Below are 25,735 nucleotides of genomic sequence, written 5' to 3'. Positions count from 1 at the left end.
AAAGAGGAATTAGTCGTGCTTGAAACATACCGTAAACACGTCGCAGAACGTGCCGCCGAGGGCGTGGTTGCCAAACCTCTGGATGCAGAGCAGGTCGCCGCCCTGGTTGAGCTGCTCAAGAACCCGCCCGCTGGCGAAGAAGACTTTCTGAAAGAGCTGTTGTCCTCCCGTATTCCCCCCGGTGTTGATGAAGCGGCCTATGTCAAAGCCGGTTTCCTCACCGCCGTCGCCAAGGGCGAAGCCCACTCTCCCATCCTGACTGCAGCCGAAGCCGTTGAGCTGCTGGGCACCATGCAGGGTGGTTACAACATTCAGCCGCTGATCGACCTGCTGGATCACGCCACTCTGGCGCCGCTTGCCGCCAAGGGGCTCTCCCACACCCTGCTGATGTTCGACTCCTTCCACGACGTGGAAGAGAAGGCCAAGGCGGGCAATGTCCACGCCAAGCAAGTGATGCAATCCTGGGCTGATGCCGAGTGGTTCCTCTCCCGCCCGGAGCTGGCCGAGAAGATCACCGTCACCGTGTTCAAGGTGACCGGAGAAACCAACACCGACGACCTCTCGCCGGCAACGGACGCCTGGTCCCGCCCGGACATTCCGCTGCACGCCCTGGCGATGCTGAAAAACGCCCGTCCCGGCATTACTCCGGACAAGGATGGCGCCGTCGGTCCCATCAAGACCATCGATGCCCTGAAAGAGAAAGGCTTCCCGCTGGCTTATGTGGGTGACGTGGTCGGTACTGGCTCTTCCCGTAAATCCGCCACCAACTCGGTGCTCTGGTTTATGGGCGACGACATTCCGTTCGTGCCGAACAAGCGCGCTGGCGGTGTCTGTCTGGGTGGCAAGATTGCCCCGATCTTCTTCAACACCATGGAAGATGCCGGCGCCCTGCCCATCGAAGTGGATGTCTCCAAGCTGGAAATGGGCGATGTGATCGACATCTACCCGTTTGCCGGCAAGATCTGCAAGCACGGCACCGAACAGGTGCTGGCGCAGTTTGAACTGAAAACCGACGTGCTGATCGACGAAGTGCGCGCCGGTGGCCGTATTCCGCTGATCATCGGTCGCGGTCTGACTGACAAGGCCCGCGAAGCGCTGGGGCTGCCGTTCTCCACCGTATTCCGTCGCCCGCAGCCGGTGGCCGATACCGGTAAAGGCTTCACCTTGGCCCAGAAGATGGTGGGCAAGGCGTGCGGCGTGAAGGGCATTCGCCCGGGAACCTACTGCGAGCCCAAGATGACCACGGTCGGCTCCCAGGACACCACGGGCCCGATGACCCGCGACGAGCTCAAAGATCTGGCCTGCCTCGGCTTCTCCGCCGATCTGACCATGCAGTCCTTCTGCCACACTGCCGCCTATCCCAAGCCCATCGACGTACAGACCCATCACACCCTGCCGGACTTCATTATGAACCGCGGCGGTGTCTCTCTGCGTCCGGGTGACGGCGTCATCCACTCCTGGCTGAACCGCATGCTGCTGCCGGATACCGTGGGTACCGGCGGTGACTCCCACACCCGTTTCCCCATCGGCATCTCCTTCCCGGCGGGCTCCGGTCTGGTGGCCTTCGCCGCCGCTACCGGCGTGATGCCGCTGGACATGCCGGAATCCGTGCTGGTGCGCTTCAAGGGCGAGCTGCAACCGGGCATCACTTTGCGTGATCTGGTCCATGCCATCCCCTACGCCGCCATCCAGAAAGGGCTGCTGACCGTCGAGAAAGCGGGCAAGAAGAACATCTTCTCCGGCCGTATCCTCGAGATCGAAGGTCTGCCGACCCTGAAAGTGGAACAGGCGTTCGAACTGGCTGATGCCAGCGCCGAGCGTTCCGCTGCCGGTTGCACCATCAAGCTGGATAAAGAGCCGATCATCGAGTATCTGAAGTCCAACATCGTGATGCTGAAATGGATGCTCTCCGAAGGCTACGGCGACGTGCGCACCATCACCCGTCGCATCAAGGGGATGGAAGAGTGGCTGGCCAACCCGACCCTGATGGAAGCGGACAAGGATGCCGAGTACGCCGAAATCATCGAGATCGATCTGGCCACCATCAAGGAGCCGATCCTCTGTGCGCCGAACGATCCGGATGATGCCCGTCTGCTGAGCGACGTGGCTGGCGACAAGATCGACGAGGTGTTCATCGGTTCGTGCATGACCAACATCGGTCACTTCCGTGCCGCCGGCAAACTGCTCGAGAAGTATCAGGGCGAGCTGCCTACCCGCATGTGGATCGCGCCGCCCACCAAGATGGACAAGGATCAGCTGACCGAAGAGGGCTACTACGGCATCTTTGGTCGCGTCGGTGCCCGCATCGAGATCCCGGGCTGCTCCCTCTGCATGGGCAACCAGGCACGGGTTGCGGAAGGAGCCTCCGTGGTCTCCACTTCCACCCGTAACTTCCCGAACCGTCTGGGTAAAGGTGCCAACGTCTATCTGGCCTCAGCAGAGCTGGCCGCCGTTGCCGCCATCCTCGGCAAGATCCCGACCGTGGCGGAGTACCTGCAGTACGCCAAGGCGCTCGATGCCACTGCGGCAGATACTTACCGCTACCTCAACTTCAACGAGATTGCCTCCTACACCAAGAAGGCCGATGCGGTGATCCTGCAACAAGCCGTTTAACGGAGTTCTTGCGCGATTTGCGCGATAAGAAGCCAATAATGCCGCGTATTTACGCGGCATTATTTATTTGTGTGTTATTCACCGTTTTTTTTGAAGATTGTTTGCACGATCCTTGCTAGAGAGATCCAACCACCTGTTTGGTGGTTCGTTTTATAAACGCTTTGGGTTATGTTGTTCGGTTATGTGCGGTAATGATGAGGCATCGTTATCGAGGGAAAGTGGATATCTGTTCACTGGGTGCTTGCGTTGGCAGGCCTGACGAATTGCGGCGTGGTTCTTTATGTTTCTGTTCAGGATCGATCTCTCCCGAACCGGGTTACGCTTCGGCGGTGCCTTGCTGGTCTTTACCCTGCCGCTGCTGGTGGGATCTTGGCTCATCCACAGCAATTATGTGCAGGAGCTGAAAGCGGAATCTAGCGCCTCGGCCCACAAGGCCAGAACCCTGATGGAGTCGATGCTGGATCATGCGGAGCAGGCCAATCGCTCCGTGCTGCCTCTGGTGAATGCTCCCTGTCGCGACAACCTGCTGGTGCTGCGCAAGAAGGTCGCCATCGAGCCTTTCCTGCGTTCGGTCAATCTGGTACGAAACGGCATCATCAATTGCACCTCGCTGTTTGGTGAGGCCAATGATGCCGATGATGGCTCCATCTACACCGGCCGCAAGCTGCTGCTGATGAGTGGCAACCGGGTGCGGCAAAATCACCCGCTGCTGGTGGTGCGCACCGAGCAGGGTAAGGATGCCGCCTTGAGTGCCATCGACAGTACCCAGCTCAGCTTCATGCTCTCCATGAGCGGAAAATCCAGTGCGCTCTATCTGCAGGTGGGATCGGCCTGGCTCAATGAGTCTGGCCGCTATCTGAGCGAGGCGCCCACTCTCCATCGCGGGATCAGTCAGGCCCTCACCTCATCCCATTATCCTTTCACCATCCATGCCGGTTATGCCATGCCGGTCTACTGGAAGTCGCTGTGGGCCGCGCGGCATGTGGCGCTGTCGTGGCTGGCGTTTTCCTCGCTTTTGCTGGCCTGGCTGGTGTGGTGGGTGCTGGGGCGTCCCGGCTCGCCAACAGATGAGTTGCGACGTGCCCTGCGGGCCAGGGAGTTTGTTCCCTACCTGCAGCCGCTGATTGCCAGCCACGACGGCAAGATGATGGGCGCCGAGGTGCTGATGCGCTGGGAGCATGTCAATGAAGGGGTGATCCGGCCCGATCTCTTTATCCCGCAAGCGGAGGAGTCGGGACTGATCGTCCCCATGACCACCCATATCATGAAGCAGGTGGCGACCAGGTTGAACCGCTCTCAGGAGCAGTTGCCCGATGGGTTTCATATCAGTTTCAACATCAGCGCCGCCCATTGCCACGATTTTGCCCTGCTGGCCGAGTGTCGCGCCTTCCTCGGGCATTTCCTCCCCGGCAAGGTGGTACTGGTGCTGGAGCTGACTGAGCGGGAGTTGCTGATGTCAGATCCCCAGACACTCTCCCTGTTCCGCCAGCTGGACGAGATGGGGGTCAAACTCGCCATCGACGATTTTGGCACCGGCCACTCCAGCCTGGCTTACCTGCAGCAGTTTCATGTGGATTACCTCAAGATCGACAAATCCTTTATCGCCCGCATCGGTACCGAGTCGCTCTCGGAACATATCGTAGACAATGTGATCGATCTGGCGACCCGGCTCGGTCTGGCGCTGGTGGCGGAAGGGGTGGAGAGTGAGCGTCAGGCTGACTACCTCAGGGCCAAAGGGGTCGATTATCTGCAGGGGTATCTGTTTGCCCGCCCCATGCCGCTGCGCCAGTTCTGCGAGGAGCTGCTGCCGGAAGAGGCACAAACCCGCCAGCCAGATGGGGTGCGAGGCATCCCGAATGCGACCTGATTTATCGGTGACAGACGGGCGGACACGCTCCTCTCTGGCAGGGTAGGGAAGTGCTCTCTCCCTATCCCCCCTCGAGTGCAGGGGCTTGTTTTCCATGCCTTGTGGCTCGCTTTTCGGTAGAATTGGCGCTCATTTTGACGTCAGTAAAAGATGAGGCGCGGTATGACGGTTCAGTTCCAGGCATTTCACAGCATCAAGGCGATCGGTAATCGGGAGGTGCTGTTCAACTGGTCGAGAACCAATCCCCTCGGGGCGCTGGATCAGGTGTGGCGCCCGAAAACCCGCGACGAGTTGCAAATGCTGCTGCGGGAACACCCCGAGCGCAAGCTGCGCCTTATCGGCTCCGGCCTCTCTTTCGAACCCATCCACAGCGTCTATGCCGAAGGCAGTCAGGCGCTGCTGGTGGACTTGCACCACCTGCGCGGCCAGCTGGCCAAAACGGCTGATACCGTGACATATCAGGCGGGTACGCCCCTCGATACCGTTTATGCCGAGCTGATCGCCATGGAGCGGATGCTGCCCGCATCCCCGGGCGTTATCGGCATTCAGACCCTGGGCGGCGCCCTCAGCACCGGCACCCACGGCCAGGGGCTGCACCAGTCAACCCTCTGCGATGCGGTGGAGGCGATGACGGTGATGCTGGCCAGTGGCGACATCATCCGGGTGGATCGCACCGACCCGCGCTTCGGCGCCTTCGTGATGGGGATGGGGATGCTCGGCATCCTGCTCGACGTCACCCTGCGCACCGTGCCAAATCGCATTATGCGCTGCACCAAGTTCACCACCGATTACCCCTTCCTGCTGGAGCACAACGAGCGGCTTAACCGCGAGCACGGCTTTGTGAAGAGCTGGTGGTTTGCCTGGACCGGCGAGAGTCACATCTGGCTGGTGGATCCCGCCTCCGATGAGGAGGTGGCCCGCTATCGCGCCGGCGGCAGCGAGCCGCTGCTGCTGGATGGCGATATCGACGCCCGCATGAATGCCACCATTGATGCCACTTTGCAGAAGATGGCGAAAGACACCAAGGATGAGGCGCTGGCTGGCGAGCACTTCGAGACGGTGCGCCGCTTCAAGGATGCCTCCGATCTGGTGGGCAATGTCTACCAGATCCTCTGCAAGGGGATCCCGGCCCCCCAGATCAACTGCGAGGTGGCGGTGCCGCTTCATCGCATGAACGAGGCACTGGAGACCCTGCAAGCGTGGCAGCAGGCCAACCCGGGTGTGCTGCACTACCCCTTTATCCTGCGTTGCACCGGCCCCTCCGAGGCCTGGCTCAGTGCCGCTTATGGCCAGCCGGTCTGCTGGATCGGTTTCCTGGTCTATCTGGCGGCGGACGGCACCTTCGTCAACGGCTCCATGGAGCAGATGCGCGAGCTGCAGCAACTGCTGGTGCCGCTCGGCGGCATTCCCCACTTCGGCAAGCATCTGGCGATGGATCTCTACGACTTCCCGGCCCTGCTGCCGCGCTGGAACGACTTCGTGGCGTTGAAAGCCGAGCTCGATCCGCACGGCCGCTTTGAAAACCGCTGGCTCAGCGACCTGTTTGCCAACCGGTAAGGATCTGACATGACCGATATGCAAGATACCCGTATCCCCGTGACCCTGCTGACCGGCTTTCTCGGTAGCGGCAAGACCACCTTGCTCAACCACTGGGTCAAGCAGCCGGAGCTCGGCGAGTGTGCTGTGTTGATCAACGAGTTCGGCTCGGTGGGGCTGGATCACCATCTGGTGCAGCAGGTGGATGAGCAGGTGATGCTGCTCGACTCCGGCTGCATCTGCTGCTCGGTGCAGGGCTCTCTGGTGGAGGCGCTGCAGGGGCTGTTTATGAAGGCCATCCAGCGCAAGATCAAACCGTTCAAGCGGCTGATTATCGAGACCACTGGCCTCGCCGATCCGGCCCCCGTGCTTTTTACCCTGCGCGAAGAGGGCTTTATCGCTCAGCGTTATCGCTTCGATGGCACCGTCACCGTGGTGGATGCCGGCCATATCGAGCAGCAGTTGGCGGCTCAATATGAAGCGGTGAAACAGGTGGCGCTGGCGGATCTGCTGGTGGTGAGCAAAGGCGATCTGGTGGACGGCGAGCAGCTGGCGCGGGTCGAAGCCCAGCTGGCGGCCCTCAATCCGGCGGCCCCGATCCAGCAGGTGACCAATGGTGAACTGTCGCCAGCTGTGCTGGAGAAGCTCGGCGCCTACAACGAAGCGGCTGGGCGCGATGTGCGCCAGCTGCTGGCTTGGCTGCGCACCGAATCCCCCAAGCAGGGGCTGGCGTCACCGATGCAGCCGAAGATGCAACCGTTCGCCGCCAAGGTAGGCACAGCTGCGCCTACCCACTTCGAGCACGGCAACATCGAGAGTTTCTCCCTGCGTATCGGTGAGCCGCTCAAGCCCTCTCGCCTGCTGGCCGCCATCGATGCGGTGCAGGCCCAATACGGCGATGCCCTGCTGCGCCTCAAGGGGATCTTGCAGCTGGAAGGGGAGAGCCAGCCGGTGGTGATCCACGGCGTCCACGGCCAGCTCTATCCGCTGCAGGCATTGGGTGACTGGCCGGAGGGAAAGGCCCAGTCCCGACTGGTGTTTATCGTGAAAAGTCAGGACAAGGCCGGTATCGAGCAGCTCTTTATGGCGACCTTAAAGGCCCCCGAGCCCACTCTGGAAGAGCGGCTCAAAGCCATGCTGGGTCAGCCCGACAACTGATCTTGCGCGTTGCAGCTCTCCTGCACCGGGTCAGGACGGCGACGGTTGAACAGCACGAACGCCACCGGCACAAAGTAGAACGAGAGCAGGGTTGCCAGCGCTGTGCCACCGGCGATGGCGATGGCAAAGGGTGGCCAGAAGCCGCCGCCCCCCAGCAATAGCGGGATGAAGCCGCCCACCGTGGTGATGGTGGTCGAGACGATGTGGCGGCTGCAACCGGCGACTAGGTCACGGATCTGCGGCAGATTGCCCTGTTGTGCCAGCGGGTCTGCCTTCAGCTCAGCCAGAATGACGATGGCGGCGTTGATGGCCAGCCCCATCAGTCCCAGCAGGGCGATGATCACCGTAAACCCGAAGGGGTACCCCAGCAGCCATACCCACAGCAGCCCGAGCCCCGCCGACTGGATCGCTACCAGGGTGACGATGCCCGCCAGCCGGAACGAGTTGAAGCTGAGCACCAGCACGGCCACCAGCAGCACGGCGACCAGGCTGACATGGGCCATCAGATTGCCCACCGATTCATCCCGCTTGGCGGCTTCCCCGCCAAACTCCAGTCGATAGCCCGGTGGCAATGCCAGTGCCTTGGCGGCCAGCTTCTCTTTTACCTGCTCCAGCACGGTTTGCGGCAGTACGCCGACCGCCAGATAGGCCTCCAGCACATTGACCCGCTCACCATCCCGACGGCTGATCTCCCCCCAGCTTGGCAGCAACTCGGGAGTGGCCATTGCCCGCAAGGTGAGATTGGCAGCCCCTTGCTGGCCGGTGCCGGTGAGCGATAGCGGCACATTGAGCAGCGCATCCGGATCCTGACGCAAGGGCTCGGCCAGTCGCACCCGAACCGGGATTGACTCGGTGCCTTCCAGCACAGTGCCGCCCAACCTGCCATCCAGTGCGCCCGCCAGCCGGGAGGCAACATCGGTCAGGCTCATGCCTGCCAGCCGGGCGGCCTCCTCATCGACCTGCAACCAGAGTTTGGGGGCCCCTGCCTGCAAGGTGGCGCGGGTCTGCACCACGGCCGGGGTATTGGCGAGCAGACTGCGAAGCTCCTCTCCCAGACGGTGCAGCTGTTCAAGGTCGGGGCCAAACAGCCGCAGCTCGACCGGGGCATTGAAAGGCGGCCCCTGTTCCAGCTTGCGCACCAGGATCTGCGCTTCGGGAAATTTTGCATCGAGCCGCTGCTGCAGTTGTGGAATGAGCCGCTCGGCAGCATCGGCATCCTGCAGAGTGATCATCCCCTGGGCGTAATCGGCCCGCCCCTGTTTTCTGGGGACCAGGTTGTAGTAGAAGCTGGGGGCGTTGTCGCCCACCACCCAGTCCTGACGAACCAGCTCGGGGAGGCTAGCCAGCTCGGCAGAGATACCCAGTGCCAGCTCGCGGGTGCGCGCCAGGCTCGCCTGTGGGGAGAGGCTGGCCTCGATGTGGATCATGTCCCGGTCGGCAGGGGGAAAGAACTGTTCGGTGAGGCGGACCGCCACCCAGAAACCGAGCAGGGGCAGCAGACTGACCAACAGCAGGGTCCGCCAGGGGTGAGCAAGCGCCATGGCGATGCTCTGCTGGAAGCGGGCGCTCACCCGGGGCAGGTGCAAGCCATCCTGATACCAGCGTCCCCCCTGATCACTGCCAATCCAGCGAGCTGCAAGGCCAGCCACCAGGGTGTGGGCGATGAGGTAGGATCCCAGCAGCGAGCAGATCACCGCCCAGGCGATACCGCCGACAAACTCGCCCGCCGGGCCCGGCATCAGAATGATCGGCATAAAGGCGAGCATGGTGGTGAGGGTGGAGCCCAGCAGTGGCAGCCAGAGGTGGCCGATGGCTTCCAGTGCGGCGGCACTCATGGCCATGCCGTGGCGGCGCTGATACTGCACCCGATCCGCCATGACGATGGCGTTGTCCACCATGATCCCGAGCGCCACCACCAGACCGGTGACCGACATCTGGTGAATGGGCAGATTGATCAGGTTCATGCAGGCGAAAGAGAACGCCACGGTAAGCGGCAGCGACAGGGCCACGATAATGGCGGCCTTGACCCCCAAGGTCACCAGCAGCACCGCCACTATGATGAGGAAGCCCTGCACAATGTTGATGAGCAGGGTGTCGAGCCGCTGATCGGTATAACGCTGCTGATCGAAGCTGGTGACGAGGCCGATATTATCCGGCAAGTCCTGTTGCAGCTGGGCCAGCATGGTATCGACCCGTGCCGACCAGAGGTCGATGCGGTGATCCTGTGCCATGCGCAGGCCGACCACCACGGCCCGCTCACCATTGGCAAAAGCCAGCTGGCTCTCCGGCTGGTGCAGGGTACGCCTTACCTCGGCCAGATCGCCAAGGCGCAGGGTCTGGCCCTGCTCGCCGGTGTGCAGCGGGATCTGGCGGATCCGCTCCAGGGTATCGAGGGCGCCGCGGATCTCCACCTGAAAGCGATTGTGGTTGCCCTGCAACTCCCCGGCGGCTACTTTGGCATCGGCACCGCTCAGCGCCTGGGCAAGCTGTTCGCCACTCATGCCGCTGGCACTGAGGGCGAGGGGATCGAACCGTACCTCGATCTCCTCCTGTGGTGTCCCGACCCGCTCGACGTATTCGGTGCCCGGCAGCTGGCGAGCCCGGCGTTCCAGCTCGGCGCTGTAGCGGGCGAGGCGATCCAGCTGCGGCTGGCCCGGCCCGCGCCAGACCACATTGACCAGCCGGGTGAAGGGGTAGCCCTTCTCGTCATCCAGCTTGGGGGCACTGGCGCCTGCTGGCAGTCCGGCGGCCAGATCTGCCAGCCGGTCACGAACTCTGGACCAGACAGGCTCGACATCGCTGACCTCATCTTTGAGCTCCAGATTGATGATGGATAGACCGGGGCGAGAGCTCGACTCGATCAGCTTGATCTCGCTCTGGGCCCGCAGCCGGTTCTCGATGGGCTCGCTCACCAGCGCTTCCACCCGTTCGGCGCTGGCCCCGGGGAAGTGGGTAACCACGCTGGCAAAACGGCTGGTGAGCTGGGGATCTTCGGTTCTGGGCAGGGTCTGCAATGCCGCAAGGGCGGCCGTCAGCAGCAGTGCGACCGTCAACAGCAGCAGGCGGCCATTCTCGATAAACGGGCGGATCATGACTGTGGCTCCGGATGCGCCGCCTGATGATCCACGCTGGTGGTCAGGGTGACCTGCTGGCCCGGCACCAGTTTATGCAGGCCATCGGTCACCAGCTGTTCTTGTCCGTTCAGGGCACCACTGATCCAAGCCCGCTCGCCATCTTGCTGCAGCAGGGTGACGTCCCGACTGACCACCCGGGGTGGCGTTTCGTCGTTGAGCAGATAGAGGGTCCAGCTGCCGCGCAATCCCTGGGTCAGCGCGGTGAGCGGTACCTCGTAGGCGCGGGTAGGCTCGCGGGTCTGATGCAGCAGGGTGATCAGTTGCCCCTCTGCCAGTTGTTCGCCGCCCCGGATCAGCTGGAAGCGGGCGGTGCGGGTGTGGGTCTGCCCGTCCACTTGTACTCCCAGATTAAGCAGGCGCCCCTCCAGTGATTGCGCCCCGCTTTGCAGGGGGTAGTGTTGGCCGACGATCAGGGTCTCGGCCTGTTTCACCGGCACGCCGATATCGGCCTCCCACTGGCCGCTGCGTGTCAGGGAGAAGAGAGGCTGGCCTGCGGCCACCACGGCCCCCAATGCCTGCTCGCGGCTGACCACAATCCCGTTGAAGGGGGCGCGCAGCTGTGATTTCTCCTGTTTGACCCGGTTGGCTTCGAGGGCTGCGGCCAGCTGGTTGGCGCTTGCCTCCAGCATGCGGACTTTGCCTTGCTGTTCATCCAGCGCCTGACGGGAGCTGAACTGCTGCTGGCGCAGGGCGGTGAGCCGATCGAGCGTCTGTCGGGCAAGGGTCAGCTCGGCCTCGTTCTGGGCTGCTCGGGCGGCCAGCTCTTTGGCTTCCACTGCCAGCAGCCGGGTATCCAGTGTGGCCAGCAGTTCGCCAGCCGCGACCGGCTCTCCGCGTCCCTTGTGCAGAGTGGCGATCCGCCCTGCCTGCTCGAAGCCTATCTGGCTGTGCTCGGGGGCGATCACCCGGCCATTGAAGCGGTGCAGCACCGGGTAGTGATCGCTGGCTTGCAGCGGCTGGGCGATCACCCGGGTCAGGGTGGGTGTTTCTTCTGACTCTGTGACCGGGCTGCAGCCACTCAGTAACAGCGCCAGCAGGATTAAGCAAAGTGTCATGACATCATCCTCTGGTTGACATAACATCAAATCACACCGGTGAGTCTAGTTTTTCGAAACTAGACTGTCCAGTTTGATTGTGGAGGAAAAATGAACATTTCACCCCGTAGTCAGCAGAAGCGGGCTGCGATCCTCGATGCTGCCGGGCGGCTCTTCTGTCAGCACGGTCTGCATCTGGTCAGCATGGACATGGTGGCCAGTGAAGCGGGCGTCTCCAAACAGACGGTCTACAGCCATTTTGCCAACAAGGAGTCGCTATTTGCCGAAGCGGTGGGCAGCAAGTGCGTCAGCAGCGAGCTGATGCCGGAGGTGTTGCTGCGTGGCAACAATGTGCGGGAGAGTCTGATTGCCTTTGGTCGCAGCTTTCGCAAGTTGATCCTGAGCGATGATGCCATCAATATCTTTCGCACCTGCATCAGCTGCAACGATGCCCAGCTGGCCACCCTTTTTTTCGAGGCGGGCCCGCTCTACGTGACCGAGATGCTGTCCAACTGGCTGGAGCAGCAGAAGCAGCAAGGCCTGCTGTGCCATCAAGACAGCGAACAGGCTGCCTTGCAGCTGTTGCTGATGTGGCAGGGCAAGGAGCGAATGCTCCGTGAGCTGGGTCTGCCGTTGACCCAGAGCGCTGCCGAGCAGGATGCCTGGACCCTGAGTTGTGTCGATCTCTTCCTGACCGCCGCCGCTCCCCCGCAAAAATAATGGAGGTGGCAATGAGCCACACAGTGACAGATGCCCAGCGCAAGTGGCTGCCCCTGCTGGCGGCGGTCGGTTTCTTTATGCAGGCGCTGGATGGCACCATTCTCAACACCGCCCTGCCCAGCATGGCCGAGACCTTGGGAGAGAGCCCGCTGCAGATGCAGTCGGTGATCATTGCCTACATGCTGACGGTGGCTCTGCTGATCCCGGCCTCCGGCTGGCTGGCAGACAGATTCGGCACCCGTCGCATCTATCTGGCCGCCATCTCGCTCTTTACCCTCGGCTCGCTCGCCTGTGCCGCCTCCAATTCGCTCTCCATGCTGGTGGCCGCCCGTGTGCTTCAGGGGATTGGCGGTGCGCTGCTGATGCCGGTGGGACGGTTGGCGGTGCTGCGGGTCTATGACAAGCACGAGCTGCTGCGGGTGATGTCGTTTGTCACCATCCCGGGGCTGCTCGGCCCGCTGATGGGGCCGGCACTCGGTGGCTGGCTGGTGGAAGTGGCGAGTTGGCACTGGGTGTTTCTCATCAACCTGCCGGTGGGGCTGCTCGGCTTTATCGCCAGCTGGCACTTTATGCCGGAGCTGCGGCAGCAGACCGCCCGGTTCGACTGGCAGGGCTTTGTGATGTTCAGCGTCGGCATGGTGCTGGTGTCGGTCGGCTTGCAGGGTCTGGGGGAGCACAGCATCTCCACCGGTTGGGCGCTGTTTGCACTGATCTTCGGCTTGGCGGCGATGGCGAGCTACTGGCTCTATGCCGCCAATGCACCGCAGCCGCTCTTTAGCCTGAACCTGTTCAAGACCGCCACCTTTGCCATCGGCATCTGGGGCAACCTGTTTGCCCGCCTCGGTAGCGGCGCCATGCCGTTCCTCACCCCGCTGTTTCTGCAGCTGGGGCTCGGTTTCTCGCCGAGCAAGGCGGGGATGACCATGATCCCCACCGTGATTGGCGCCATGTTGACCAAGACGCTGGTGAACAAGCTGATTCCGAAGGTGGGCTATCGCCGCATTCTGATCGGCAACACTCTGTTGCTGGGGGCGATGATCGCCAGCTTCTACTTTATCGACAACCAGCTCCCCTACGGGGTCTTGCTGGGCTGGCTGGCGATCTTCGGCGCCATCAACTCGCTGCAGTTCTCCGCCATGAACACTCTTACGCTGCAAGATCTCAGCCCGACCCTGGCCAGCAGTGGCAACGGTCTGCTCTCGGTGGTGATGCAGCTCTCCATGAGTTTGGGGGTGGCGATTGCCGCCAGCCTGCTCGGGCTCTTCTCGGCGGGCACCTCAGCGGGCACCTTAGTGGCCGAGGGTCAGTGGCTGGCCGGGTTCCACCTTACCTACCTCTGTGTCGGGTTGCTCTCCATGCTGGCGGCGCTCATCTTCGCCCAGCTGGCGCGCGATGGTGCTACGCCGTCGGGGCGGGCAGATAGCTGACCTCGCAGGGGAGCTGCGCCAGTACCTCGGCCAGATGCTCGGTCGCCAGCAGAAAGGTCTGCTCCGGGTGGCCCGGAGTCCAGGTGAAGGCGGTATGGTTGAGCAGTTGCGGGTCCACCAGTAGCGGAATATCGGCGCGAGGCAGGAAGGGGCAGACCGCTCCCGGCAGGCAGCCAATCTCCGCCTGCATCTCTTCGGCGGTGCAGATGGAGGGCTTGGCACCGAGCGCGGCCTTGACCGCCTTGTTGTCGAGCCGTCCAGCCCTGTGGGTCAGCAGCAGGGCGAAGCGGCCATCCTTGAACTTGAGAAACAGGGTCTTGCTGAACTCCGCCTGCCAGCCGAGGCGGGCCTTGACCTTTTCATCGGTGGCGTAGTCGAGGATGGGTTCATGCTCATAGCGCTGGTGGGGCAGTTCGGCCAGTAGCTGGCAGTTGAAATGATGAATGGTATCGAGTGGCATGGGGTTCTCCTGTAGTGGGCGCTATCCTGCCAGCCTCGCAGGGTCAGGCCCAATGACACTTTCTTATCCGTGATAAGCAACCCTGTCCGTGCAAACAACAAGGGCGCCGTGAGGCGCCCTTGCGGATCAGTGATGTTGCAATTCACACGCTTCCCAGTGAAAGGGAATGGGGCACAGCTGCTGGGAGGCCTTGTCATAGGCTTGCCACAGCTCGCCCATGGTGCGGCCATCGACGGGGTGGCGCAGGGTGGGGGCCAGCTCGGCCAGCGGCCAGAGCACGAAGGCGTTGGTGAGCACTTCACCGCGCGGCAGCGCCAGCGGGGTGTCGCAGACCAGATCGCCATAGAGCAGCAGATCGAGATCCAGGGTGCGCGGGGCGAACTTCTTGGCATCCGGCTCGCGGCCGTGGGCGAACTCCATGGCCCGCAGTCGCTGGCAGACGGTGGTCAGCGGCAGATCGGTTTCGGCAGCCGCCACCAAGTTGTAGAAGGGGCGGCCGTTGAAGCCGACTGCCTCGCTCTCGAATACCCGGGAGACCCGCAGCTCGCCAAATTCGGCGTGCAGGGCATCGAGTCCGGCACGGATATGGCGATCCCGCTCGATGTTGGAACCCAGGCTGATATAGATGGTGGTCATCAGTTGCTGCTCGCGGCCGGCGTGCGATGGCGAAGGATCTCGACACCGACCCCGGCGGCATTGGGCACGGCGCCCGGCTTGGTGAGGGTCACCTTGACCCACTGTACCCGCTCGTCGGCGAGCACCAGCATGGCAACCTGCTCGGCCATGGTTTCGACCAGCTCGACCACCTTGCCGCTGACATGCTCGCAAATCTTGTTGGAGAGGTCGGCATAATCCAGTGCCAGATTGATGTCGTCGGTTGCTGCCGCGGGGCGGTTGTCGAACCCCATCTCGAGGTCAAAACGGAGCTTTTGGCGAATGCCCTTCTCCCACTCATATACACCTATGGTGGTCAAAACTTCGAGTCCGCGAATAAACACCTTGTCCATGACTGTACTTCTTCTTTACTCTTGATGGGCTGTGATGACAGCGCAGGGATGCTGGCCGGGCAACAGGCTTGCCGAGGCGCTCTGGGTGGGCATGGGCCCATGCCAGCGTATGTGGCCCGCATCATACCCCATTCATATCGTGGTAAAAACGACCAAGATGACGGCCCTGACGATTTTGATGATTATTCTGGCCTACCTGGGTGGTTCACTATCCAGTGCTGTGCTGGTCTCCCGCTGCACCGGTCTGCCCGACCCGCGGGATCATGGCTCCCACAATCCGGGGGCAACCAATGTGCTGCGCCTTGGTGGCCGGATGGCGGCGCTGGTGGTGCTGCTGCTCGATGTGCTCAAGGGGACTGTGCCCGTCTATCTCGCCTGGTATCTGCAGATCAAACCCGTCTACCTCGGCTTTATCGGGGTCGCCGCCTGCCTCGGCCATATGTACCCCATCTTCTTTCATTTTCGTGGTGGCAAAGGGGTTGCCACCGCTCTTGGCACCATGATGCCCATCGGCTTCACCATGGGGGGGGCCGTGATTGGCACCTGGCTGCTGGTGCTGCTGGTGAGCGGCTACTCCTCGTTGGCCTCCATCATTACCGTGCTGCTGACGCCGCTCTTTACCTACCTGCTCAAACCCGAATATACCCTGCCAGTCTCCCTACTCTCCTGTCTCATTCTGATCCGCCATCACGAGAACATCTCCCGCCTGCTCAAGGGGGAGGAACCCAGAGTCTGGGGGCGAAAACGCGCGGCCTGTGCCGAGGAAGTGGCAGAAATGGACGATGTTGCGCAAAAAAGAGACGAACGAGACAAAAAGTGAAATTTCCCGTTGACCATCCGCCTTAAAATCCGTTTAATAGCGCCCACGCCCAGATAGCTCAGTCGGTAGAGCAGGGGATTGAAAATCCCCGTGTCGGCGGTTCGATTCCGTCTCTGGGCACCAATTTTGGTGCCATGAAATAAAAAATTTGTTCATGCACAATGGTTTAAAGTGTGCCGGCTTAGCTCAGTAGGTAGAGCAACTGACTTGTAATCAGTAGGTCACCAGTTCGATTCCGGTAGCCGGCACCATTTGCCCAGATAGCTCAGTCGGTAGAGCAGGGGATTGAAAATCCCCGTGTCGGCGGTTCGATTCCGTCTCTGGGCACCAATTACAATTCCTCCTTAGTTCAGTCGGTAGAACGGCGGACTGTTAATCCGTATGTCACTGGTTCAAGTCCAGTAGGAGGAGCCAATTCAAAAAGCCCTTGTCGCAAGACAAGGGCTTTTTTCTATTTGGCGCAGCCATTTTTTAACCATAAAAACAACCACACACGCACAGATGAACCGCAGGATAGATATGGAAAATCATGTAGTTATAGAGTCAAAGGGGCGACTTGCCGCCATTCGAAACTGGATGGAACCCGTGCTGGTGCTGCTTATTCTCGGCAGCCTGTTCGGTTACCTCGGCAGCCAGATGGGCCTCTCTGCCATGGTCAACACCCTGTTCAATACCGCCCACCAGCTGCTGCTCAATACCGTGCTCTTTATCATGGGGATCACGGTGCTCTCCGGAGCCCTGAGCCAACTCTTGAGCGAGTTTGGGGTGATCCGCCTGCTGGAGGTGCTGCTGGCCCCTCTGATGAAGCCGGTGTTTCGCCTGCCGGGGCGCACCGCCCTGGCGGCGCTGATGACCTTCTTCTCCGACAACCCGGCGGTGATCAGCCTCGCCAAGGACAGCCGCTTTCGCAAAGGCTTCACCCCCTGGCAGCTGGTGTCGCTGACCAACTTCGGCACCGCCTTTGGCATGGGGCTGATCGTGGTGACCTTTATGGCCACCCTGCAACTGCCGAGCGGTGAATCCACCGCCAGCGCAGCGCTGATCGGGCTGCTCGGTGCTCTGGTGGGCTCGGTGGTCTCTACCCGATTGATGCAGCGGATGATCCGCCCCTTGGTGGGGGAAGTGCTGAACGATGACGCTATATCGTCCGACGGCCGCAAGGTAGGGGTGACCAAAGAGGCGGCTCCCGGCTGGCTGCGGATCCTCAACTCTCTGCTCGATGGCGGAAAATCCGGTGTGGAGCTGGGGATGGCGGTGATCCCCGGGGTGCTGATCATCAGTACCTTCGTGATGTTGCTCACCTTCGGCCCGGGCGACAAGGGGTATACCGGCGAAGCGTTTCAGGGGGTAGCCCTGCTGCCGGTGCTGGCCGCCAAGGTGAGCTGGCTGTTTGACCTGCTGTTTGGCTTCCAGCAGCCGGAGCTGGTTGCCTTCCCGGCTACCTCGCTTGGTGCGGTCGGTGCCGCCATGTCGCTGGTGCCGCCCTTTATTGCCAAGGGGTGGATCACCGGTAACGAGGTCGCGGTGTTTACCGCCATGGGGATGTGCTGGAGCGGCTTTTTGAGCACCCACACCGCCATGCTCGATGCCCTCGGCTATCGCCACCTCACCTCCCGCGCCATCGTTGCCCACACCATCGGCGGCCTGTGCGCCGGTGTGGCGGCGCACCAGCTTTATATGCTGCTGGGCTGAGTCGGGTTCAGATACGGAAACAAAAAGAGGCTCTTCGGAGCCTCTTTTCATTTCTATTGGTCACGCCTTGTGGGCGGATCACCGCTCGATTAGTAAGCCCGCAGGTCGTTATTCGGTGCCTGATCGCTGCGGTGCTTTTGTCAGGTTTTACTCTGTTGGTGCCATCAGCAGCGCAAGTGGCTCAAAGAGTTGGCGAGCAGGGTTTGAAAGGAAGGGATCGCGGCTCGGGTGGGCGGCAAAACGCTTTGCCACCATATTGCCACTACCGCCCGTGGTGGCAGCTACTGGCCGCCTGACTCCCCTTTGCGCTCGGCTATCTCCTGCGTGCTGCTTGAACAAATAGATCAGCCATTCAAGGGATTAGCCGGTGCGGTGCGTTTTATCGCCGTGCTGGCCCCGCTTATGCACATCTCTTGGCAACACCATCAAGGGTCGTTGTCGCGGAGAGTTATCATGATCAGCAGCCTGCTTCCCCTTGCCTCGATCGCCCTCAAGCTGGGCAGCCAGCTGCTTGACAGCAGTAGCAAACCCCAGCCCGTGCAGCGTGCCGTACAGGAGGAGCACCTTGCCCCGACCGTCCAGGGGTTGTTCCAGCGGCTCGGCATCAAGGATGCCGACAGCGAGCAGAACCGCTCGGCCATCAACCACTTTATGGGGGAGCTGATGCAGACCTTGGGGCAGGAGAATGGCGGCCAATCCCTCCCTACCGCCATCGATAGCGCCCGTAGCCAGTTGGCCAATGGTACCCAGAGCACCCGCCTCGATGCGCTGCAAAGCGAACTCGATACCCTCAAGGGCACCCTTGGTGCCAGCCATCTCAATCTCGATCAGCTGCTCGGTGCCTTTAAACAGACCCTGCCCAATGGCAAGGGGGAGGGGGCGGGCAAACTGCTCAATGCCAGTGCCTGAACGGCGGTGAGCAATAAAAAACGGCAACCGAGGTTGCCGTTTTGCTTTCAACTTTGGATGACAAGCCGGTTGGTTTAACCCGTCCGTTTTGCCAGCCAGGTTTCGGCTGCAGTCAGGGCTGCTTCTACCTGCTCGCGGGCGACGCCGCCTTTGGCGACCCGTTTGGCCAGGGTCGCTTCCAGTTCCAGATTGGGGTAGACGTCGAACTCGATCACCGGGCTGAAGCGCTGGAACTCGCCGATGGAGAGCTCCTCCAGCGGGCGGCCCACGCTGATGGCAAAGACCACGGTTTCGCCGACGATATGGTGCGCTTCACGGAACGGAATCCCCTTGGCTACCAGATAGTCCGCCAGCTCGGTAGCGTTGGCGTAGCCGCCTTGCGCCGCCGCCATGGTGCGCTCGCCATTCACTTTCAGATCGATCAGCACCAGCGCCGCCATATCGAGGCAGTCGTGCCAGGTGTCGAGGGCATCAAACAGCCCCTCCTTGTCTTCCTGCATGTCCTTGTTGTAGGCCAGTGGCAGCGCCTTGAGGCTCATCAACATGCCCATCTGGGCGCCGACCACCCGGCCGGTCTTGCCGCGGATCAGCTCCAGCGCATCCGGGTTCTTCTTCTGCGGCATCAGCGACGAGCCGGAGGTCACTGCATCGGAGAGCTCGACAAAGCCCGCCTCGCCGGTGTTGTAGAAGATAAGATCTTCAGCAAAGCGCGACAGGTGGGTCATGGAGAGGGACGCCACGTGCATCAGCTCCACCACGTGATCCCGATCGGAGACCGAATCCAGACTGTTGCGGGTGGCGCCACTAAAGCCCATGTCGAGCGCCAGCGCTTCACGGTCGATGGCATAGGCAGTGCCTGCCAGCGCGCCACAGCCGAGGGGGCTGGTGTCCAGACGCTTGAGGGCATCCTGCAGGCGGGAGTAATCTCGCTCCAGCATCTCCACATAGGCCAGCGCCCAGTGGGCGTAGGTGACCGGTTGGGCCCGTTGCAGGTGGGTGTAACCGGGCAGTACCGCCGCCTGATTGGCGCGAGCAGAGGCGACCAGCCCCTGTTGCAGGGCGGTGATAGAGCCGAGCAGCAGCTCGCCCTGCGCCTTGCACCAGAGTTTCAAGTCGGTGGCGACCTGATCGTTGCGCGAGCGGCCGGTGTGCAGCTTCTTGCCGAGATCGCCGACGGCGGCAATCAGCTGGCTCTCGACCCAGGAGTGGATATCTTCGGCATCCGAATTGAGGATCTGCTGGGGATCCTGCTGCACCGAGGCGAGCAGCACCTCCATCGCCTGCTGCAGTTTGCCCTGCTCGTCACTGGTCAATACGCCCACCTTGACCAGCGCTTTGGCCCAGGCCATGGAGCCTTGAATATCCTGCTCCGCCAAGCGGTAATCGAACCGCAGCGAATCGTTGAACTGCTTGAACCGGCTATCGGCTCCCTGACTGAAGCGTCCACCCCAAAGTGCCATACTGCTCTCCTTGAATGCGTTGTCGGTAGGCGTTTACGCCTGCCGTACTCGCGCGGCCTCTTGGCCTGCGCGCAGAAATCTTGCCCTGTATTTTCCTGAATAACAGTGCGGTGGTGATGAGTGCTGTTGCCGTTGAACACGTCAAATCCAGCAACTGCGAATCGGTTCCCTCTCCCTCTGGGAGAGGGCTAGGGTGAGGGTAATTCCCCCCTCATCCCCGCCCCTTCTCCCGCAAGGGGAGAAGGGAGAAAATACGTCAGCATCATATTCACACAGCCCCTGTTATCTCACAGAAGCGGCCGGGGCGCTGCCGCTCTTGTCACTCCCGTCGATGATGGAGCAGGGGCATGCCCTCTGCCTGTAGAAGAGGGGGCCATGCCCCCTCAACGGAATCAACGGGTTATCGCGCTTGCTTAGCCGTGGGTGTGATCGCCACCGATAGCCTGATGCTGCTCCTTCATGGCGCGGATCCGGCTGGCCAGGGTGTAGAGACGGATAAAGCCTTCGGCATGGCTCTGGTCGTACACTTCATCGGCGCCGAAGGTGGCGAAGTCTTCGGAGTAGAGACTGTTCGGCGACTTCTTCTGCACCGCGGTGACCTGACCCTTGTACATCTTCAGCACCACTTCACCGTCGAGATCTTCGGCGATGGCGTTGGCCGAGGCGAGGATCGCCTTGCACAGCGGGGTGAACCAGCGACCGTCATAGACCAGATGAGAGAACTCGGCACCCAGCTTTTCCCGCCAGGCGCGGGTCGGGCGATCCAGTACCAGCTCTTCCACGGCGCGCAGCGCGGCGACCATCACGGTACCGCCCGGGGTCTCGTAGCAGCCGCGGGACTTCATTCCCACCATCCGGTTTTCGGTGATGTCGATGCGGCCCACGCCGTGCTTGCCGGCACGCTCGTTCAGGGTCATCAGGATCTGGTGCGGGCTGAGCGGCTGGTCGTCAACGGCCACCACTTCACCCTGCGCCACGGTCAGCTTGACGTACTCCGGCTGGTCCGGAGCCTGCTCGGCCGATACGGTCCACTGCCAGACCGCTTCGGACGGCTCGTTCCAGGTGCTCTCCAGCTCGCCACCCTCGGTGGAGATGTGCCAGGCGTTGGCGTCGCGGCTGTAGATCTTCTTCAGGGTCGCCTTGCAGGGGATGTTGCGGGTCTCCAGATAGGAGAGCAGATCTTCCCGGGAGCGCATGTCCCAGATCCGCCACGGGGCGATCACTTTCAGTTGGGGGGCCAGCGCGGCGACCGCGCCTTCGAAACGCACCTGATCGTTACCCTTGCCGGTGCAACCGTGGGAGATGGCATCGGCCCCTTCCGCCAGTGCGGCCTCGACCATCGCCTTGGCGATCACCGGACGGGCCATGGAGGTGCCCAGCAGATAGGTGCCTTCATAGACGGCGCCAGTCTTCAGGGTCGGATAGACGTACTCTTTGACGAACTCTTCCCGCAGATCCTTGATGATGCACTTGGTGGCGCCGGATGCGATGGCCTTCTGCTCGATCCCTTCCAGATCGTCGCGCTCCTGACCCACGTCGGCCACGAAGGCGATGATTTCGGCGTCATAGTGCTCTTTCAGCCAGGGGATGATTGCCGAGGTATCCAGTCCACCCGAGTAAGCCAGTACGATCTTGTTGATTCCGCTCATTTTACTTCTCTCCATGATGATTCGATGATGATTCAATAAAGGTGTCGTGATTCAGGTTGAGTGCCGCGTTACTTGTTGCCGAGAAGGGTCAGCAACACGGCGTTCTGGATATGCATCCGGTTTTCGGCCTCGTCCATGATGAGGGAGGCGGGGCCATCCATCACCTGCGAGGTGATCTCCAGCTCCCGGTGCGCCGGTTGGCAGTGCAGCACATGTGCAATGCCGGTGCGGTCGAGCAGGGCCTGGTTGATCTGGTAAGGCATAAAGAGGTCTTTGACCTGCTCCATCGGCGTGTTGTCACCCATGGAGACCCAGGTATCTGTGTAGGCCACGTCGAACCCTTCGATATCCGCCACGTCATCGCTGATGTGGATGGTTGCCCCCGACTTGGCCGCCAGTGCCTGCGCCTGCAGGAAGATCTGGGTATCCGGGCCGTGGCCTTTCGGGCAGATCAGGGTGACGTCGGTGCCCAGAGTGGCCCCCAGCAGCAGCAGAGAGTGGCTGACGTTGTTGCCATCACCGAGGTAGGCAAGCTTCACCTTCGACAGGTCGTCGTAGTGCTCGGCAATGGTCATAAAGTCGGCCAGCCCCTGACAGGGGTGGTAGAGGTTGCACAGGCTGTTCACCACCGGCACTGTGCCGTGCGCTGTCAGCTCGACCAGGGTCTGGTGATCGAACACCCGGGCGACGATGGCATCACACCAGCGGGACAGGTTGGCGGCGAAATCTTTCACCGACTCCCGCTTGCCCAGCGCGCCGTTCTGCTGATCCAGATAGACGCTGTGGCCGCCCAGTTTGGCGATGCCGATGTCGAAGGTGACCCGGGTGCGCAGGGAGGGCTTCTCGAACAGGGTGACCACGCTCTTGCCGGCCAGCGCCTGGCTGTACTTCTTCGGGTCGGCTTTCACTGCTTTGCCCAGCGCAATCAGCGCTTCAATCTGGGCTTTGTTCAGATCACTGTCTTTCAGAAGATGTTGCATCGGATATTCCTTGTTCCGGTGGAGATCAAATGGCTACCTGGGTGCCGACCGCGCCGCCAGCCAGCAGCTTGAGCAGCTGATCCGGGTAACGCCAGCTGGCGACACAGACCGGCTTGCCGAGGGTCTGGGCGGCGTGCAGGGCCGCTTCTACCTTGACCGCCATGCCATCGCGGATCACCCCTTTCTCCATCAGATCCAGTGCGGTCAGCTTGTCGAGCTGGGGCACCAGCTTGCCCTTGCCATCGAGAATGCCGCTCACGTCGGAGAGCATCACCAGATCGGCACCGAGCGCCTCGGCAATGGCGGTGGCCGCCTGATCCGCGTTGACGTTCATCAGTTGCCCGTCGGCTGTGATGCCGATGGAGCTCACCACCGGCAGGAAGCCCTGACCGAGGATGCCCGCCACCAGTGCCGGGTTGCCCGGCTTGCACTCGCCGACTGCGCCGAGATCCGGGTCGAGCTGGGTCACCTGACACAGGCCGCCATCTGCCAGACAGAGCCCCACCGCCGGAATGCCGGTGGCGATCGCCTTGGCCATCATCTGCTTGTTGGCGGTCCCTGCCAGCGCACCGGCAATAAAGGGGATCTGCTCGAACGGGGTCACCCGCAGGCCGTTCTTCTTGGTAGAGGTGAGACCCAGCCCCTTGAGCAGGTCATCCACCAGACAGCCACCGCCGTGTACCAGCACCAGCGGACGGTGCTGATCGTCGAGAAAGGTTTTGAGGGTGGCGAACAGGGCGGTCAGCGCCTCGTCGTTCTCGATAAGGGCGCCGCCCAGCTTGATTACCAACGTCTGTTTGTCCATGTTCGAGATCCTTCCTAAGTCCTTAAATCAGGCCGGTGGCCGGTTCAAATCCGAATTTGATATTTATGCACTGAATGGCTTGCGAGGCTGCGCCCTTGAGCAGGTTGTCGATGGCAGAGACCACCACCAGCATGTTGCCTTGCTGTTGCCAGGCGATATCGCAGTAAGGGGTGTTTGCCACACCGCGAATAGAGGGCATCTGGCCGGTGAGGCGCACCAGCGGCTTGCCTTCGTAAGCCTTGAGGAAGGCCTGATCCACTTGCGTGGGGGTTACGCCGTCCGCCAGCTGCACATAGATGGTGGCCAGGATGCCGCGCACATAGTTGCCAAGGTGGGGCTGGAACAGCACCTCCTTGCCGAGGTGATGGCTGATCTCCGGCTGGTGTCTGTGATTGAAGGTGCCGTAGGGATTGAGGCTCACTTCGCAGAAGCTGGTGTTGATGGCGGCCTTGCGCCCGGCGCCGGAGACCCCGGAGACGGCGTTGATGATGGGCTGCCAACCCTTGGCAATCAGGCCATCCTGCTGCAGCGGCTTGAGGGCGCACAGCGATGCGGTCGGGTAGCAACCGGGCACGGCGATCAGCTGGGCGCTGGCGATGGCATCGGCATTCCACTCGGCCAGACCGTAGGCGGCCTGATCCAGCCACTGTTCGCTCTGGTGGGTGAAGCCATAGAAGCTGTCGTAAAAGCCCTGATCCTTGACCCGGAAGGCGCCGGAGAGATCGAACACCGGCAGCCCCTTGGCGAGAAACTTGGGTGCCAGCTCAGCACTCACCTCGTGGGCGGTGGCCAGCAGCACCAGATCGGCCTGGGTCAGGATCCGGGTCATGCCATCGTCGTCCAGCGGCAGCAGCGGCTGATCGAGGGAGCCGACCCACTGGGGATGCAGGGAAGAGAAGCGCTTGTGGGCATCCTGACTGCCGGCGGAGACATAGAGGCCGAACAGCTTGAGTTGTGGATGGTTCTGTACCAGTGCGGCCAGTTCGGCTCCCGCGTAGCCACTGGCACCGACGATAACGGTGTTAAGCATGTTGAATATTCCAAGTCAGAGTTCGAGATTCACAGCATGACGCTGCAGTGCACAAGGGTGTTCGAGCGCCCCTTTGCACAAGTGCGGAGGGGCAATTCAGGCGGGTGTGTGTCGTCGGTTATAGATCAGGTGACAGAACATTAACTTTCCCTTACAACTAGAAGCCTTTGTTGATGAGCCAGATATTCAGGTAAAATTACAGAATATTCATGCACTCACTTTGCATTTGTATTTTCTAACAGAAACATTCCGGGGACGCAAGGAGGAGCTGATGGCCAATCTGGATTTTTTTTCACTTTATAAGAATATTATTGCGATTCCCTCTATCAGCAGCACGGATCCCAAGTGGGATCAGAGCAACGAGGCAGTGATCCGGCTGCTGGCCGACTGGTTCGGTCAGCTCGGTTTTCAGTGCGAGGTGACAGCGCTCCCCGATCTGCCGGGCAAGTTCAATCTGGTGGCGACGATCGGTCAGGGGGAGGGCGGTCTGCTGCTGGCGGGCCACACAGATACGGTGCCGTTCGATGAGGGGGGCTGGAGCAAGGATCCCTTCAAGGTGACCGAAGAGGGCAACCGTCTCTATGGCCTCGGTACCATCGATATGAAGGGCTTCTTCGCCTTTATCGTCGAGGCGCTGAAAGAGATTGACCTCAAGACGCTCAGCAAGCCGCTGCGTATCCTCGCTACCGCCGACGAAGAGACCACCATGGCGGGGGCCCGCGCCATCGCCGCCGCGGCCGAGCTGAAACCCGACTACGCCGTAATTGGCGAACCGACCGGGCTGGTGCCTGTGGTGGCCCACAAGGGGCATATGTCGGAGGCAATCCGCATTACCGGCAAGAGCGGCCACAGCTCGGATCCCGCCAACGGCGTCAACGCCATGGAGATCATGTACAAGGCGATGGGGCAGGTGCTGCGCTTGCAGCAGGATCTGAAAGATCGCTACGCCGACCACCGCTTTGCCGTGCCGCAGCCAACCCTGAACCTGGGTTACATTCAGGGCGGCGACAGCCCGAACCGCATCTGCGGCTGCTGCGAGCTGCATATCGACCTGCGACCCACTCCGCAGGTGGGGCCGGATGAGTTGATGGGGATGCTCAAAGAGGCGCTGTCGCCCATCGAGATCCACCAGCCGGGCTGTCTGCATCTGCAACATCTGCACGAGCCTATTCCCGCCTATGCCTGCGCCGACGACTCTGTGCTGGTGCGCGAAGCAGAGAAGGCGAGCGGCCGCGCCGCCGAGTCGGTTAACTACTGCACCGAGGCGCCGTTTATCCAGCAGCTTGGCTGCGAGACCATAGTGATGGGCCCCGGTCATATCACCCAGGCGCACCAGCCGGATGAGTATCTCGACCTCTCCTTCGTCAAGCCGACCACCTCGGTGTTGCAGCACCTGATCAGACGTTTTTGCCTGTAGCGGCGGCTGTGAAAGGG

Annotated in this window: 20 protein-coding genes and 4 tRNA genes; 14 read left to right on the top strand and 10 right to left on the bottom strand. The window is 61.5% G+C overall.

The features are described from left to right. Positions 1-15: 15 nt before the first annotated feature. The 4 genes from acnB to AB5Z02_RS10955 all read left to right on the top strand — a co-directional run bounded on the left by acnB (position 16) and on the right by AB5Z02_RS10955 (position 7,174). The gene (acnB, locus tag AB5Z02_RS10970) at positions 16-2,613 is read left to right on the top strand and encodes a bifunctional aconitate hydratase 2/2-methylisocitrate dehydratase (protein WP_368215997.1); all 2,598 of its coding nucleotides are present in this window, start codon (positions 16-18) and stop codon (positions 2,611-2,613) included. A gap of 280 nt (positions 2,614-2,893) precedes the next feature. Further along, positions 2,894-4,480 (top strand): EAL domain-containing protein, encoded by a 1,587-nt coding sequence (locus AB5Z02_RS10965; protein ID WP_335862595.1) that lies wholly within the window; start codon positions 2,894-2,896, stop codon positions 4,478-4,480. A 162-nt stretch (positions 4,481-4,642) separates the two neighbouring features. Next, positions 4,643-6,037, top strand: coding sequence for a D-arabinono-1,4-lactone oxidase (locus AB5Z02_RS10960; RefSeq protein ID WP_368215996.1), 1,395 nt, complete (start codon positions 4,643-4,645; stop codon positions 6,035-6,037). A 9-nt stretch (positions 6,038-6,046) separates the two neighbouring features. Further along, positions 6,047-7,174, top strand: a complete 1,128-nt coding sequence (locus AB5Z02_RS10955; RefSeq protein ID WP_005355076.1) for a GTP-binding protein — start codon at positions 6,047-6,049, stop codon at positions 7,172-7,174. On the opposite strand, the gene AB5Z02_RS10950 is transcribed toward AB5Z02_RS10955, so the two are convergent. Next, positions 7,159-10,266, bottom strand: a complete 3,108-nt coding sequence (locus tag AB5Z02_RS10950) for an efflux RND transporter permease subunit (RefSeq protein ID WP_368215995.1) — start codon at positions 10,264-10,266, stop codon at positions 7,159-7,161. The two genes, AB5Z02_RS10955 and AB5Z02_RS10950, sit on opposite strands and share 16 nt — an antisense overlap. Continuing rightward, positions 10,263-11,363, bottom strand: coding sequence for an efflux RND transporter periplasmic adaptor subunit (locus tag AB5Z02_RS10945; protein ID WP_323936087.1), 1,101 nt, complete (start codon positions 11,361-11,363; stop codon positions 10,263-10,265). The genes AB5Z02_RS10950 and AB5Z02_RS10945 overlap by 4 nt, the downstream gene beginning before the upstream one ends. Before the next feature lie 90 nt (positions 11,364-11,453). On the opposite strand from AB5Z02_RS10945, the gene AB5Z02_RS10940 reads away from it, so the two are divergent. Next, positions 11,454-12,062: a TetR/AcrR family transcriptional regulator gene (locus tag AB5Z02_RS10940; protein WP_005355070.1), complete on the top strand. Its 609-nt coding sequence runs from the start codon at positions 11,454-11,456 to the stop codon at positions 12,060-12,062. Between the two features lie 11 nt (positions 12,063-12,073). Beyond that, complete coding sequence (gene mdtD, locus AB5Z02_RS10935; protein WP_103252348.1) at positions 12,074-13,489, top strand: multidrug transporter subunit MdtD; 1,416 nt, start codon at positions 12,074-12,076, stop codon at positions 13,487-13,489. On the opposite strand, the gene AB5Z02_RS10930 is transcribed toward mdtD, so the two are convergent. From AB5Z02_RS10930 to folB, 3 genes are all read right to left on the bottom strand, one after another. Further along, positions 13,461-13,949, bottom strand: coding sequence for a YbaK/EbsC family protein (locus AB5Z02_RS10930; protein ID WP_236768643.1), 489 nt, complete (start codon positions 13,947-13,949; stop codon positions 13,461-13,463). The two genes, mdtD and AB5Z02_RS10930, sit on opposite strands and share 29 nt — an antisense overlap. A 126-nt stretch (positions 13,950-14,075) precedes the next feature. Continuing rightward, positions 14,076-14,585, bottom strand: a complete 510-nt coding sequence (folK, locus tag AB5Z02_RS10925; protein ID WP_201952852.1) for a 2-amino-4-hydroxy-6-hydroxymethyldihydropteridine diphosphokinase — start codon at positions 14,583-14,585, stop codon at positions 14,076-14,078. Then, a complete protein-coding gene (folB, locus tag AB5Z02_RS10920; RefSeq protein WP_005355064.1) occupies positions 14,585-14,956 on the bottom strand; it encodes a dihydroneopterin aldolase in 372 nt (123 codons plus the stop codon). The genes folK and folB overlap by 1 nt, the downstream gene beginning before the upstream one ends. 157 nt (positions 14,957-15,113) lie before the next feature. Here folB and plsY point away from each other — a divergent pair, with 157 nt between their 5' ends. The 7 genes from plsY (at position 15,114) to AB5Z02_RS10885 (ending at position 18,377) form a co-directional block, all read left to right on the top strand. After that, complete coding sequence (plsY, locus tag AB5Z02_RS10915) at positions 15,114-15,776, top strand: glycerol-3-phosphate 1-O-acyltransferase PlsY (protein ID WP_031227839.1); 663 nt, start codon at positions 15,114-15,116, stop codon at positions 15,774-15,776. A gap of 47 nt (positions 15,777-15,823) precedes the next feature. Then, positions 15,824-15,899: transfer RNA gene (locus tag AB5Z02_RS10910), tRNA-Phe, on the top strand. A 52-nt stretch (positions 15,900-15,951) separates the two neighbouring features. Further along, positions 15,952-16,027 (top strand) — tRNA-Thr (locus AB5Z02_RS10905). A gap of 3 nt (positions 16,028-16,030) precedes the next feature. Beyond that, positions 16,031-16,106 (top strand) — tRNA-Phe (locus tag AB5Z02_RS10900). Between the two features lie 8 nt (positions 16,107-16,114). Continuing rightward, a tRNA-Asn gene (locus AB5Z02_RS10895) sits at positions 16,115-16,190 on the top strand. A gap of 105 nt (positions 16,191-16,295) precedes the next feature. Further along, a complete protein-coding gene (locus AB5Z02_RS10890; protein WP_167557124.1) occupies positions 16,296-17,468 on the top strand; it encodes a nucleoside recognition domain-containing protein in 1,173 nt (390 codons plus the stop codon). 453 nt (positions 17,469-17,921) lie between these two features. Beyond that, positions 17,922-18,377, top strand: coding sequence for a hypothetical protein (locus tag AB5Z02_RS10885; RefSeq protein WP_368215994.1), 456 nt, complete (start codon positions 17,922-17,924; stop codon positions 18,375-18,377). A gap of 74 nt (positions 18,378-18,451) precedes the next feature. On the opposite strand, the gene argH is transcribed toward AB5Z02_RS10885, so the two are convergent. From argH to argC, 5 genes are all read right to left on the bottom strand, one after another. Further along, positions 18,452-19,837 (bottom strand): argininosuccinate lyase, encoded by a 1,386-nt coding sequence (gene argH, locus AB5Z02_RS10880; protein ID WP_368215993.1) that lies wholly within the window; start codon positions 19,835-19,837, stop codon positions 18,452-18,454. Between the two features lie 413 nt (positions 19,838-20,250). Beyond that, a complete protein-coding gene (locus AB5Z02_RS10875) occupies positions 20,251-21,486 on the bottom strand; it encodes an argininosuccinate synthase (protein ID WP_021231255.1) in 1,236 nt (411 codons plus the stop codon). A 68-nt stretch (positions 21,487-21,554) separates the two neighbouring features. Beyond that, positions 21,555-22,466 carry an ornithine carbamoyltransferase gene (locus AB5Z02_RS10870; protein ID WP_201944896.1) on the bottom strand — a complete coding sequence of 304 codons (912 nt, stop codon included), beginning with the start codon at positions 22,464-22,466 and terminating at the stop codon, positions 21,555-21,557. A gap of 25 nt (positions 22,467-22,491) precedes the next feature. After that, positions 22,492-23,271, bottom strand: coding sequence for an acetylglutamate kinase (gene argB / locus AB5Z02_RS10865; protein WP_043851575.1), 780 nt, complete (start codon positions 23,269-23,271; stop codon positions 22,492-22,494). Positions 23,272-23,293: 22 nt separating this feature from the next. Then, positions 23,294-24,301: an N-acetyl-gamma-glutamyl-phosphate reductase gene (gene argC, locus AB5Z02_RS10860; protein WP_368215992.1), complete on the bottom strand. Its 1,008-nt coding sequence runs from the start codon at positions 24,299-24,301 to the stop codon at positions 23,294-23,296. 271 nt (positions 24,302-24,572) lie between these two features. On the opposite strand from argC, the gene argE reads away from it, so the two are divergent. Next, positions 24,573-25,718, top strand: coding sequence for an acetylornithine deacetylase (gene argE, locus AB5Z02_RS10855; protein ID WP_368215991.1), 1,146 nt, complete (start codon positions 24,573-24,575; stop codon positions 25,716-25,718). Positions 25,719-25,735: the final 17 nt, after the last annotated feature.

The organism is Aeromonas sp. R2-3, assembly GCF_040908375.1.
In the GTDB taxonomy this organism is placed as follows: Bacteria; Pseudomonadota; Gammaproteobacteria; order Enterobacterales; family Aeromonadaceae; genus Aeromonas; species Aeromonas veronii.
The sequence above is the reverse complement of the archived record's forward strand: the minus strand, read 5'-3'. Positions and strand labels throughout refer to the sequence as shown.

What these genes read in the sequence shown, in the direction of transcription:
- AB5Z02_RS10965 (WP_335862595.1), top strand. Translation starts at nt 2,894, where the DNA reads ATGTTTCTGTTCAGGATCGATCTCTCCCGAACCGGGTTACGCTTCGGC.
- AB5Z02_RS10960 (WP_368215996.1), top strand. Translation starts at nt 4,643, where the DNA reads ATGACGGTTCAGTTCCAGGCATTTCACAGCATCAAGGCGATCGGTAAT.
- AB5Z02_RS10955 (WP_005355076.1), top strand. Translation starts at nt 6,047, where the DNA reads ATGACCGATATGCAAGATACCCGTATCCCCGTGACCCTGCTGACCGGC.
- AB5Z02_RS10950 (WP_368215995.1), bottom strand. Translation starts at nt 10,266, where the DNA reads ATGATCCGCCCGTTTATCGAGAATGGCCGCCTGCTGCTGTTGACGGTC.
- AB5Z02_RS10945 (WP_323936087.1), bottom strand. Translation starts at nt 11,363, where the DNA reads ATGACACTTTGCTTAATCCTGCTGGCGCTGTTACTGAGTGGCTGCAGC.
- AB5Z02_RS10940 (WP_005355070.1), top strand. Translation starts at nt 11,454, where the DNA reads ATGAACATTTCACCCCGTAGTCAGCAGAAGCGGGCTGCGATCCTCGAT.
- mdtD (WP_103252348.1), top strand. Translation starts at nt 12,074, where the DNA reads ATGAGCCACACAGTGACAGATGCCCAGCGCAAGTGGCTGCCCCTGCTG.
- AB5Z02_RS10930 (WP_236768643.1), bottom strand. Translation starts at nt 13,949, where the DNA reads ATGCCACTCGATACCATTCATCATTTCAACTGCCAGCTACTGGCCGAA.
- folK (WP_201952852.1), bottom strand. Translation starts at nt 14,585, where the DNA reads ATGACCACCATCTATATCAGCCTGGGTTCCAACATCGAGCGGGATCGC.
- folB (WP_005355064.1), bottom strand. Translation starts at nt 14,956, where the DNA reads ATGGACAAGGTGTTTATTCGCGGACTCGAAGTTTTGACCACCATAGGT.
- plsY (WP_031227839.1), top strand. Translation starts at nt 15,114, where the DNA reads ATGACGGCCCTGACGATTTTGATGATTATTCTGGCCTACCTGGGTGGT.
- AB5Z02_RS10890 (WP_167557124.1), top strand. Translation starts at nt 16,296, where the DNA reads ATGGAAAATCATGTAGTTATAGAGTCAAAGGGGCGACTTGCCGCCATT.
- AB5Z02_RS10885 (WP_368215994.1), top strand. Translation starts at nt 17,922, where the DNA reads ATGATCAGCAGCCTGCTTCCCCTTGCCTCGATCGCCCTCAAGCTGGGC.
- argH (WP_368215993.1), bottom strand. Translation starts at nt 19,837, where the DNA reads ATGGCACTTTGGGGTGGACGCTTCAGTCAGGGAGCCGATAGCCGGTTC.
- AB5Z02_RS10875 (WP_021231255.1), bottom strand. Translation starts at nt 21,486, where the DNA reads ATGAGCGGAATCAACAAGATCGTACTGGCTTACTCGGGTGGACTGGAT.
- AB5Z02_RS10870 (WP_201944896.1), bottom strand. Translation starts at nt 22,466, where the DNA reads ATGCAACATCTTCTGAAAGACAGTGATCTGAACAAAGCCCAGATTGAA.
- argB (WP_043851575.1), bottom strand. Translation starts at nt 23,271, where the DNA reads ATGGACAAACAGACGTTGGTAATCAAGCTGGGCGGCGCCCTTATCGAG.
- argC (WP_368215992.1), bottom strand. Translation starts at nt 24,301, where the DNA reads ATGCTTAACACCGTTATCGTCGGTGCCAGTGGCTACGCGGGAGCCGAA.
- argE (WP_368215991.1), top strand. Translation starts at nt 24,573, where the DNA reads ATGGCCAATCTGGATTTTTTTTCACTTTATAAGAATATTATTGCGATT.